The sequence below is a fragment of the Moheibacter sediminis genome (genome assembly GCF_900176425.1).
GTDB lineage: Bacteria > Bacteroidota > Bacteroidia > Flavobacteriales > Weeksellaceae > Moheibacter > Moheibacter sediminis.
In genome coordinates, this window is the sequence record NZ_FWXS01000005.1 from 1 (window position 1) to 11,723 (window position 11,723).

At 31.6% G+C, this 11,723-nt stretch carries 12 protein-coding genes; 5 read left to right on the forward strand and 7 right to left on the reverse strand.

All coding sequences use genetic code 11. The features are described from left to right. Positions 1 to 490 precede the first annotated feature (490 nt). The 7 genes from B8977_RS08145 to B8977_RS08170 form a co-directional block, all read right to left on the reverse strand. Complete coding sequence (locus B8977_RS08145; protein ID WP_084017486.1) at positions 491 to 1,168, reverse strand: LytR/AlgR family response regulator transcription factor; 678 nt, start codon at positions 1,166 to 1,168, stop codon at positions 491 to 493. A gap of 8 nt (positions 1,169 to 1,176) precedes the next feature. Further along, positions 1,177 to 2,880 (reverse strand): histidine kinase dimerization/phosphoacceptor domain -containing protein, encoded by a 1,704-nt coding sequence (locus B8977_RS08150; protein ID WP_084017212.1) that lies wholly within the window; start codon positions 2,878 to 2,880, stop codon positions 1,177 to 1,179. Between the two features lie 116 nt (positions 2,881 to 2,996). Then, the gene (locus B8977_RS15090; protein ID WP_159447474.1) at positions 2,997 to 3,167 is read right to left on the reverse strand and encodes a hypothetical protein; all 171 of its coding nucleotides are present in this window, start codon (positions 3,165 to 3,167) and stop codon (positions 2,997 to 2,999) included. A 67-nt stretch (positions 3,168 to 3,234) separates the two neighbouring features. Then, a complete protein-coding gene (locus B8977_RS08155; RefSeq protein ID WP_084017213.1) occupies positions 3,235 to 4,071 on the reverse strand; it encodes a hypothetical protein in 837 nt (278 codons plus the stop codon). 129 nt (positions 4,072 to 4,200) lie between these two features. Further along, complete coding sequence (locus B8977_RS08160; protein WP_084017214.1) at positions 4,201 to 5,073, reverse strand: hypothetical protein; 873 nt, start codon at positions 5,071 to 5,073, stop codon at positions 4,201 to 4,203. 31 nt (positions 5,074 to 5,104) lie between these two features. Continuing rightward, positions 5,105 to 5,566, reverse strand: coding sequence for a hypothetical protein (locus B8977_RS08165; protein WP_084017215.1), 462 nt, complete (start codon positions 5,564 to 5,566; stop codon positions 5,105 to 5,107). A gap of 406 nt (positions 5,567 to 5,972) precedes the next feature. After that, the gene (locus B8977_RS08170; RefSeq protein WP_084017216.1) at positions 5,973 to 6,899 is read right to left on the reverse strand and encodes a sterol desaturase family protein; all 927 of its coding nucleotides are present in this window, start codon (positions 6,897 to 6,899) and stop codon (positions 5,973 to 5,975) included. Between the two features lie 208 nt (positions 6,900 to 7,107). On the opposite strand from B8977_RS08170, the gene B8977_RS08175 reads away from it, so the two are divergent. The 5 genes from B8977_RS08175 to B8977_RS08195 all read left to right on the forward strand — a co-directional run bounded on the left by B8977_RS08175 (position 7,108) and on the right by B8977_RS08195 (position 11,670). Continuing rightward, complete coding sequence (locus B8977_RS08175; RefSeq protein WP_084017217.1) at positions 7,108 to 7,779, forward strand: hypothetical protein; 672 nt, start codon at positions 7,108 to 7,110, stop codon at positions 7,777 to 7,779. A 50-nt stretch (positions 7,780 to 7,829) separates the two neighbouring features. Next, positions 7,830 to 8,147, forward strand: a complete 318-nt coding sequence (locus tag B8977_RS08180; protein ID WP_084017218.1) for a cupin domain-containing protein — start codon at positions 7,830 to 7,832, stop codon at positions 8,145 to 8,147. A gap of 343 nt (positions 8,148 to 8,490) precedes the next feature. Next, positions 8,491 to 10,143, forward strand: coding sequence for a helix-turn-helix domain-containing protein (locus B8977_RS08185; RefSeq protein WP_084017219.1), 1,653 nt, complete (start codon positions 8,491 to 8,493; stop codon positions 10,141 to 10,143). 514 nt (positions 10,144 to 10,657) lie between these two features. Continuing rightward, entirely contained in the window at positions 10,658 to 10,927 is a 270-nt protein-coding gene (locus B8977_RS08190; protein WP_084017220.1) for a hypothetical protein, read from the forward strand. 152 nt (positions 10,928 to 11,079) lie between these two features. Further along, positions 11,080 to 11,670, forward strand: coding sequence for a hypothetical protein (locus tag B8977_RS08195; protein WP_143736397.1), 591 nt, complete (start codon positions 11,080 to 11,082; stop codon positions 11,668 to 11,670). Positions 11,671 to 11,723 lie beyond the last annotated feature (53 nt).

Consider the following 11,723-nt stretch of genomic DNA (forward strand, 5'->3'; position numbering starts at 1 on the left):
AAGTGGTAGTTATTGGTATATACTTATTCTTGAATCGGGAGAGAAGTTGAGTGGAAGTGTGAATATCAGGAATTATTAAATTAAAATTGTTTCATAGTTGAGATTGTTGAAATCCTCTTGGTCAAATGGGCGAGAGGGTTTTTTAAGCAGATTGAATTTTGAAGATTATTAGCTTAAATGTTATTAATTAAAATCGATTATGTTATAATAATTACCCAAGGTGCCCATGTCAAGTCTAAGCTTTCTATAGCATGACAAAGCTTTTTACTAATGGCTTAACGCTTCTTGAAAAGTGAAATTCTCCTATCAATACATCTGATACAGTAGATGAAAGAAAAAACGCTTTCAGAGGATTTAAAAAAATAAAATCAGAAGAACCAACTCTAAAGTTGGTCCCATTTTCTTCTATAACATTTTCTAATCTACTGAAAATCAATTTTATTTCTCGTTTAAATTATCATGTCAACATATTTGATACATTGCCTGATAATCATGCTATAATATGCTCTAAATAGTTTCTGGATATTGGAATTTCTGTGTTTTTGATGATTAAACTTTTCAAATTAAATTTCTCTATTTTGGTTTTATTGACCACATAGGCTCTGTGAACCTGAATAAAAGTACTATCAGAAAGTTCTTCCAAAATATGTTTGATTGTAGAACGTGATTTATATGTTTTTTTATCTGTGTGAAATACTAGATAATTTCCGTCTGATTCTATATAGTTTATTTCATCGATGGAGAGCATGACATTGTAATCTCCGTCTTTAACTAATATTTTTGGAATATATTTTTTTCCGTACTGTTTGATGGCTATTTCTACTGAAGTAATCAAATCCACATTTTTAAATGGTTTGGTGAGGTAGGAGTATGGCGCTGTAGCAACTGCTTTGTCAATTATTTCCAGATTCTCATAGGCTGTCAAGTAAATAAAGGGAATAATAAATTTCTCTTTAATTTGTTTTGCTAGTGTTATTCCATCTTGCTCATTTTCACCCAGATTAATGTCGAGAATAGCAAGGTCTATGATTTCTTTTTTGAGAATTTCTAATGCTTCTTTAGCATTTTTAGCTTCCAAAACCTTATAATTATTTTCCATTAACGTTTTTCTGGAAACCCTTCTGTTTAAAAAATCATCTTCTACCAATAAAATTATTTTTTGTTCCATTTCCATAATTATTTAATAAAGATGGTCAGTTCAAAACCATTATTGCTTTTAGCTTGTGTACTTCCATCTAATTGGTCAATGAGACCTTTTATGATTTCCTGCCCCAGGCCTTTTTCATTTACTTTATTAAAGTCAAATCCGCTCCCGTTATCAGAATAATACAATTGTTTTCCGGTTTCGTTTTTTGTAATTTCAATATTAATAATCCCAATATTTTGCTTTTTGAAGGCATGTTTCATGCTGTTGCTAACGAGTTCAGTAATGATTAAGCCTAACGGTAATGCTTTTTCTAAAGAAATTGTTTCGATTTCGCACTTTATATTCAAACTGATTTTCTTATTATGATTGTCATAAGAATCTTTCACGAGTTCGGCAAGTTCGGCAATATATTTTCTAAAATCTACTTCATTCGCATTGTCTGTGACATTCAGTTTTTTGTGGAGTAGTGCCATCGAATGAATACGGTTTTGGTTGCTCCTCAAGAGTTCATCAATATTATTAAAATCTACTGATTCTTTTTGGATTTCTAAAATACTGATGACATGTTGTAAGTTGTTTTTTACCCGATGTTGAAGTTCCGATAAAAGCATTTGTTTTTGCTCTAAAGTTTTACTTAGTTCCGCCAACTGTTTTCCAATGATTTTATTTTGCTTGTTAATTTTTCTGTTTTTCAGATAAAGCATTACAGAACCGAAAATAATCACACCTAAAAAACTGCCTATCAAAATCATTTGTTGATTTTTATTTTTTATTACGGCTTCTTTTTTGCTGTTTTGGTATTTTTCTTCTAATTCTTTTGTTTTGAGGAGTTCTTCTTCCTTTTGCATAGCCTCAAAATCATTATGATACTGCTTAAAATAATGATAAGCAGAATCGGTTTTGCCAAGCGCTTCAAATATTTTATATCTTGTTTCAGAGAAATAAGGTTTGTACATCAAAGCCTGCTGTTTATAAAAAATAAAAACCGAATCGTTGTATGACAATGCTTTTGAGTAATTATTCATTTTGAAATATATCTTGGAAATGTTATTATAACTAACCGCTATTGAATAATCATTATATTTTTTGGAATAATCGAGCATCAGAAAATTGTATTTTAAGGCTTCAGGATAGTTCTTGTCTTTACTTGCAAAATTGCCTAACAATATGTAAGAATCTCTCAGATCGGTTTCATTATGATTTTTTTCGGCATATTTTTTCGCTTGTTTTGCATAATAAAAAGATGAATCCCATTGGTTTACATACCTACAATAAGAACTTTTCCTGATGCAATAAGTGCTATAGAGATTATTTAATTGATGGTTTTTATAGAGATTATATGCGTTGTCAAGATATTTTTTGGTTAAATCCCAGTGTTCGGATTTTTCGTAAGCCAACGCTATCATCAGGTCAATACGATACATCAGCGAATGTAAATTCTCTTTTTCTGCTTTATCTTTTATTTCTAACAATATTTGAAGTGGTTCTACAGATGATTCATCTTTTCTGTCCAGTATGACCGCTTGACGGAACTGTATTTCCAGCAACACCTCCTTATTGTTTTTTTCTGATTGGAATTTTTGGGATAATTCATTTGTCTTTATTTGTGCTATATCTGACTGATTGTACAATATTAAACTGTCTATTTTGTTTATTTCGTATTCAGCATCAAAATCCTGAGCCATAGTAAAATGTCCCAAAATCAGTACAAATAAAAGAAATACGCATTTCATAAATAGTTATCTAAATTCAAATTTATAAAATAAACCCCTTTCAGATGTTTATCGAAAAGGGATTTATTCTTTTGAATTGCTGAGTAATTGAATTAGATTTATAATTAGGTCTAAACTTATTTACGTTTAAGTATATATGTTTGATGACCGCTATCGGGATTTGAGCTAATAGATGGGATTTCATTAGCTCTGTTTTTTTCTTTATATCCCAATATTCCTCCTGTGATAATAATTATTAGAATTTGAATGAAAATAATTCCACCGAAAATTCTTCTTTTTTTTCCCATTTCTTAGTCTTAAAATTTAATGTTTTTTTATAAAAATCAGATTTTTAGAGATGCAGGTATTAATTGGTTAATGTTTGTATCTATATGTATTCCCATTTGAATGGTTAAGTACCAAAGTATTGCCGTCGTCAAGAAGTTCAGTTTTAAAAGAGAAATCAAATTCTTTTCCTGAGCTGTTTTCTTCTGTAAAATCCTGATCTCCTTTAATTTTGAATCGGATAAGTTTACATTTTATCTCTCCATCAGGAACTCTTTCATACTTGAAAACCTGTGTAAAGGATTCTTCATGCATTTCTACTTCTCCTTTGATGATGTCGCCGTGTTGTGTGGGTTTACCGAACCTCACTATTTGATGATTCATCACATTTTTCCAATCATCAGTTGCAATTTTATCCATCCAAAGTTGATTTTTACTATTATTGGAACCGGATTCAATTGCTGTTTCTTTTACCGGATTGCTGTTTTGAGAACGGGTATAGTGAAGTGTTCTGCCATCTGAATGATTTAGAACCAAAGTATTGCCATTATCTAAAAGGTTATATTTAAAAATAAATTCCCCAGTTCGCTTTTCTGCAACGCCATCGCGTATGGTTTTGATAATCTGCATATTTAAAATACCTTCAGAAGGACTTTCATATTTGCAGACATTTAACATACCGGAATAACTTTCTTGAAATTCTCCTGTGGCGATACCATTTTGAATCGTTGGTTTTCCAACCCTGATTTTGTGGCCAGGCTTATCATTCTCCATCCAATCAACGTCTGCAATTTTATCCATCCAGAGTTGTTCCGCTGCGTCAGCATTTAGAGATTCTGGATTTGTCGTTACGTCTTCGGATTTATCCGAAGTGTCCTTACAGCTTAAGATAGCTAATGCAAGACAAACGAGGTAAAGAGTTTTCATGGTCTACATTTTAAGATTTAGCAGTATTTATTTATAATCTGATTTTTTAATAAAACCCTTTCCAGATTTTTACCGGAAAGGGTTTTATAGTTATTTACGGTTTAGATGTCTGATTGTTTGTTAATAAATCTATTGACCAAATTTTTCTGTGGCATAAGGTGTTTCTGACCCTTGATAAAACCATTTGCCTAGTATAGCATTTCCATCATCAATTGGTTCAATACTAATTGTAGAGTTTTCAGAATAATCTTTTTCATTTTGCTTTTGACCATCCACCATAGTAGCTATCTTATTAAAAATAATTGAATATTTATTTTCCGATAATTTCTCATAAGTTCCTGTAAAAAGCCCCCAAGCACGATTAAGCTCTATGGTTCCTTTAACAACATCATTTTCTACAGTAGGTTGAGAAAGTTTTATATAATCTCCTGAATTAATTTCTGATTTCCACTCGATTTTTGCAATTTCTAAGACCTGCTCCTTTCTGATTTCTACAGAATCTTTTGCTGCAACTACTTCGGTATTTTGCGTAATTTCAGTTTCTGCAATACGTTGCTTACGTGTCAGAGTTCTGTTTTGCCCCGCGAAGTTCATTTGTAACTTTTGTTCGTCAGGATAGTAAGTATAAGTAAACTCATGATCCATTTCATTTGGGAAGGAAATGATGAGTTTGTTTTCGCCGGTGATTTCATAATTCCCTGTGCGTGTAGGGTTGCCATCATTATTAGAAACCACATTTAATTTTCCTGTTAATTTACCATCAACCTTTGCAGGGGATTCAAAGGTATATTCAATAAAATTAAAGGCAGTATCGTTAAATCCTTCGTCTATATTATCCACAGACCAAGTTCCTGCAATCGGAAATTCTTTTTCTCCATTTACACTTATGGATGTGTTTTGATCTGAATAATATTTATATCCGAAATATCCTCCTGCTGCCAGGATAAGAAGTAGAATCAATATAAAAATGGTTCTACCGAAACTGTTTTTTTTCTTTGTCATTTTATTTAGTATTAAATTTTAGTAGTAATTGTTATTTGCAATTTGATTTTTTGATTGTATAAGTTCCGAAACTCTCATCGGAGCTCGTAACAACCGCTTCATCGTCGGAAAGTAGAATTTTCAGGGATATAGGATAAGGTTCTTCGGCATAGGTTTCATTATAAACAGCATCAATTATATTGCCTTTTTTAGTTCCGGAAATCTCTCCGGACAATCCGCCTTTTTCTGCAGGAATCCATTCAAACTTTCCTTTAATGACATCTCCGTCAACCGTGAATTCTAAATTTTCTATATCGACTAAATTCGTACCGTTTCCGTTGTCATAGGGAGTTTCGTTTTTGAAACAGAATTTCCCATTTTCAACAGGAGCTTCAGCCGGATTTGCTTCCACAGAAGTTTCAGGTAGTGCTTCTTCAATTTTTTCTGAGTTTTCTTTGCAACTAAAAATAAGACTTGCAGTTGCAATACATGATAGTAGAATAGTTTTTTTCATTTTTTTATTAAGTTTAAAATAATTCGCCGTTATGTTCTACATTTTGGCTTTCTGACTTTTATTTAAATCAAAAGTAGAATCCAGATATTTGGAGGGAAAATATCTGGGACAGAATAACAATTTTAGGGATAGAAAGTTGTTTTCTATTACAAACACTTACTTCCTTGCATTTCTCTAATTAATAATAATATAGAAATCGAATAGGATTGCCCAATACAAAATAGTCAAATCAGAAAATAGCTATATAATACAAGCAATTCCATATTATTTGATTGGCAAAGTAGAATCTTATATAAAAATATTTCGAGCTCGGTAAATTTTTTTTGAATCTCAGCTTATTATTTAGATTAATGGATTTAAGCTCTTTGAGAGTTATTATTAATGAATTATTTAAGATAAAACTTGTTTACTTAACTTCGTTTAATTCATTATGTTTTACCTTATATCTATAAATTGCCCCAGGGCTTCCAAATATAAAAAACAATTTTTTGCGAATCCCTTTTGCACTTTTTACATCAGAAATGATGTCTTTGTATTCATGAAAATTCAGATAAAGCGGATTCATACTAGTCTTGATCTTGGTGGTCAAGCCGTAAGTTGGCTTTTCTTGTTCCGGCTCGTAAGTGCCAAATAATTTATCCCAGAAAATAAAGATAGCTGCAAAATTTTTATCGATGTATTTCTCTTCTGACCCATGATGCACTCTATGATTGGAAGGAGTTACAAATATTTTTTCTATCCAGGGATGCAGTTTAGGAATGTGTTCCGTATGCTGCCAGAATTGAAACAAAACTGAAATCTGATTGGCAATAAAGAATACAACTGGGTGAAATCCGCATATTGCAAGCGGAATAAAAAATATGATTTTGAAATGCTGAATCCAACTCAGACGAAAGGAAACTGTAAGATTATAACTTTCAGCAGAATGGTGGACTACATGCGTTGACCAGAAAAAACGGTTGAAATGTGATACGCGGTGTGACCAATAACTGCAGAGATCATACAACAATAAACAGGGAATCAATGTCCACCAATTTAATTCCATGCGCCACGGCACTAAATTGTATAAAAGGATGCTTCCATAAATCATCGTTGCTTTGAAAAATAGATTGATTGCAACATTTCCCAATCCTACAAACAAAGAGCCCAATGCTTCAGTTGTGTTATAATTTTTTTTTTCTGAATACCAGGAATACCAAATTTCAAGGATTGTCAAAAAAGCCATTACCGGAATTGCATACACGATTAGATTGGCAGAGTCGCTTTCAAGAGAGGTAACATCTAAATAATCAATTTTCTCCGCACCGAAAAGTTCATTAAAATCTCTAAACATCTTTTGCAAGATAGTATTAATTAATTTAGTAGATACTTAGTACGATTTCTCTCCACTCTTGCAATGAAAAAATAATTGCTTTTTTTGAAATTTATCTAACTGTAATTTAAATGTCTAGCAATACTTACTTAATTACAATTTTGGAATAGTTGTTGTTTTGGGAGTGTTAAGGATTTCATAAAAATTATTGAACTTAAAATTTTTAGTCATGATGCAGACTCAACATAATTTAATAAAAATAGAAGGCAAAATTGGAATTAATCAAGAGTTGCACAATCGTAAGCTTGAAATAGCGAAGTCAAATATTGTTGAGCTAAACAAACGCTGGAACAATGTAAATGAGGTTGTTTATGTGGTTGAGAAACTTAAGTTTGAACCATCTGATTATACGGATTCAAGAAACTATAGTGTTGTAGATTTGTTGAATAAATATATCAATTGGGATTTGAGTGAAGGTAAAGACAGAGAATACCAGATTCAGACCTATTTACGCAGCATTCAAAATAAATTTGAAGAATTAAATACAGAGCTTCATTACCGTCGGTTAACCAATGGATTAAATGATGAGGACATAGAAGATGTAAAAATTTTTATAAGTAATTTCCATTTTTTATCACCCACCGGATTCTTATCAGAAATGGAAAAAGATCAAATAGAATCCAGACTAAATGAATATTGTGAGGTATTGGAGAAAAACTATATTTCAGTTCCAGAGATAGAGTTGAGTCTTGAGAATTACGAGCCCTTGAGAGAAATTAATTTAGATCATCCTGCGGAGAAATCTATAATAGAATCTGGAACTTCGCTCAACCAGATTTTCAGTAAGTACTTCAGGGTAAGATCAAATGAGATTTCTCTATGGACGCGCCTTATAGGTTAGTAAATATTCCTGTTTTGGGATTAAAATCAATTATCAATAAAAGAAAATAAATGGAAACCGCATCATTTTATGAAAATCTGATTTACAGAGAAGATAAGCCTGTTTTAAATGTAATCTTACAAACAACCGTGAGTAAAGAAGTAAGGATTACGTTCAAAAAAGGACAGGAAATGAAAGAACATAAATCTTCTTATCCTATTGTACTTCAGGTTATTGAAGGAAGTGTTGATTTTGGTATTCCCTCAGAAAGAAAAACGCTGGAAAAAGGAATGTTAATTTCATTAGAGCCGGATATATTACATGATTTGAAAGCATTAGAAATGAGTATTGTCCGTTTGTCAATCCATGTAGGATTTAAAATTAACTGACTTAAATACTAATACAATAAACAGTCATCAACAGCTGCTTTCATTTATATTTTTGAATAAATCTCCACATCATTTTTTCAAATTTGGCATACGGTTTAAAGTTTATAAACCTTTAAACATGCAATATCTTCTGCCGGAATGATTGTTTCACGATGGCTGAATTTTTTTCAACCCTTTTCAAAAGAGACCAAATTTTGTGAAGTTAATTAACAAATAGATATATTTGTACTAACCAAACTAACTAGATTATTACTTCTTTAATGAGGATATACCCATTAGGGTTTTTGTTTGCTATTGATTTAGGCGAGTAGATTTTTTTAATTAACCTATAAACTAATTATTAATGAAAATTTACACATTAGCCTTCGTACTGGCACTTTTTGGTGTCGTTTTATCTGCACAGGAACTTACCAAATCAGATGAAGAATTTAATCTAATTTATGACAAAATAGCAATCGAAATCGCTGGTAAAGAACCAAATGTTGCTCTAAACAAAGCAGATTCGCTTTACTTGCAATCAGAAACCAATTACCAAAAATTCAAATCTCTGATGCTAAAAGCACATGTATATGCGCAAATAGGAGAATTGCAACCTAGTATTGAAGCTGCAAAAAAAGCAGAAATACTTGTGAGTGAAACAAATTTTCATTCCTGGCAAGCACGTATTTCCGGATTTATATCTACTCAGTACAGGGTAAGTGGTCTTTATAGTGAGGCTAAAAAATATTTAGACAAAACATTTAATCATAGTAAGAAAATTAAATCAGATTCGGAATCGGCGCGGATTCAAAGCTTTATTTATCAGGAAAAGGCAGACATATCTAAACAAGAAAAAGATTATCCACAAGCTATAGCTTATTTTAGAGAGAGTGGTAAAATACTTGAAAAATTTCCTAAAGATAACAAGACCAATTATTATCTTCTCTCAACCAATTATGCATATTTGGGAGACGCTTTTTTCTTAAATCATGTCTATGATTCAGCTCTCGTATATTATAATAAAGCAAATGAAAACTTATCATTATCTCAGTATGATGACCCAAAGTTTAAAAGTTATATACTTATGGGACTAGGGAAATTAGATGTTATCAATAAGAATGAAGATAGTGGGAGCGCTAAAATTAAACAAGCGTTGATGTTTGCGGATGAGGCGGGATCATTGGCTGTAAAAGAAGGTGCAAATCAAGCACTTTCACACTATTACTATGAAAAAAAGGACAGCATCAACTCAAACTATCAAACGTACGTTCAACGGACCATTGAAGCTGTAAAGCAAATTTCTGAAGTAAAGCAAAAGGCAGCAGATTACTCTTTGCAGATAGCCAATAAAGAAAAAGAAGACATTCTTAATCGCTCTGCAATATATTTCATCATAGTTAGTTTCTTCTTGGTAGTGGGCACTATAATTTTTGTACGGTATAGAAACAAGAAAAAACATGAATTTTCACTTTACCAGAAAGCCATAAATGAATTACGCGAATCTAAAATTGTCATGGAGGAATATATTTTAGATGAGGAAATCGAAGTGTCATCGCCTCAAGAGTTGGAGAAATTACTTGTAGAGACAGGGATTGATTCTAAAAAGAAAGATTTATTATCAAAAGAAACCGAAGAATTTTTGATGAGGAAATTAGAAAAATTTGAAAGAGGCATAAAATTCACAGACAAGAATATGTCTGTATCTATGCTTAGCGAAATTTTAAATACAAATTCAAAATATCTCAACTATATTATTACTAAAAACAGAAATAAAAACTTCAATCAGTACATAAATCATTTAAGGATTAATTATATTATCCAGAAGATTCAAAGTTCGCCTGAATATCTACATTACAAAATTAGTAGCATGGCAGAAGAATGTGGATTTTCATCTCATGGAAAATTTACCGAAGCTTTCAAGAAAGAAATTGGCATCAATCCTTCCGCTTTTATTGAATTTATGATTACAGAACACAAAAAAAATAACCTCAAAATGGAAGATTTGAATTGGGATTAAGATAATTTTCGACTTCTTAAAAATTTATTTCCATCAATTTTTAAGAATCTGATTATTAGTTATTTAATATCATATAATTCCTTCCCGATTTCCAGAAATCAGGAAGGAATTCATTTTTTTTTTTCAATTATACCCAAATACATTTGCTTCAGAATTGTGATAGAGATATCGTCAATTGAAAAGATTTAAAATTTTTAAGATATCTATTTTGCTTGGTTATAAAGCAGGTAGTTTTAGTTTAGTTAGTTTAGTGATGGGAGTCACTTCAAAAGGACTCCCTTCTTTTATGGGAAGTTCAATTTTTAAATCATAGAAAAATACACAGATAAACCAAAACCTATGAATGTAAACCTCCCAATTTTTAAAAGATTGGGAAGGTTTTCTTAGAAAGACCAGAAAGAAAGTCAACCTTGTGTTGACGGATTTAGATTAATACCCTAATACCTTGAACCGTCTTATTCGTAAGACGGTTTGTTTAAAAACAAAACCTAATAACTGAAACTATAGAAAATTTATGAAACATATCGATCATTTTGAAGCGGATGTGTGGAGTAATCAGAGAGAGAAACGTAGAAATTACGTTAGGTTCCTTCTTAAAGATGCTTGGATAATTGGAAAGACTAAGAAAGAAGTGCTGACCTTTCTCGGAGATGAAGGAAATTATTATCCGGAAAACAGATGGACTTACCTCATAAAAGAAACTTGGTGGTTCGGAAATATATTTCTTGCATTCTATTTTGAAGAGGATGAAGTCAGTAAAGTAAAAATTGAAAGAAAAAAATAAATATGAAAATTAAAAGAGAATAGGCGCCTGAGTAAAACGACCAAACCTTATCCAACCAAATAAGACTATGAAACTTGGGCTCCCTATTCTTTTTAAAAAAAATCTTTGTGAACCGAAACCAACCAAATATAATCCTACAAACTAGCTGCTGTTTGACTCAAAACATGCAGTTAGTTTGTGTTTTATTATTGATGCTATTTCCGGTTATTTTACTTGCAGAAACTGAAAAAGATTCTTTATACACAGAACAGACAGAGCAAGCTGAAATTAAAAATAAGTCAGCCACACTGTTTATTGTAAAAGGAACTCTCGTAACCAATCTTGATCAGGTAAAGGGAAATATCTCCATCAATGAGACGAAGCCCTCTGCAAGAGAAAATAACTATGCTTCACAAAAGGCTTCTCCACTTACAAAAAGGACTAAAAAAGAAAAAATTCCTCCTGCTGCAGAACAGGAAACAGAAAATACTAGCAATTCACAAACAAAAATACTTCCTGCCGGGCAAAATGGAAAGTCTCTGTTGGGTGATTACAAGAAACATGCGGTAGCTATTGCAATTTCATTAGCTAAAAATGAGCAAAGAAATTATGCATACAGTATATCGTTAAATGAAACCTGTGTTTCTTCTTATTCATTGGATATTCATCGTCAGAAAAAAAATACCTACAGTTCATTTTTCTTTTTTCCGAAAAATGAACTTTTAGATTTCTCTCAAGGCATTCGCCCTCCACCAACAGTATAAAATATCTTCTGATCTTTTTCTGAGAATTTTCACTATAAGAAGCCTGCAATTAA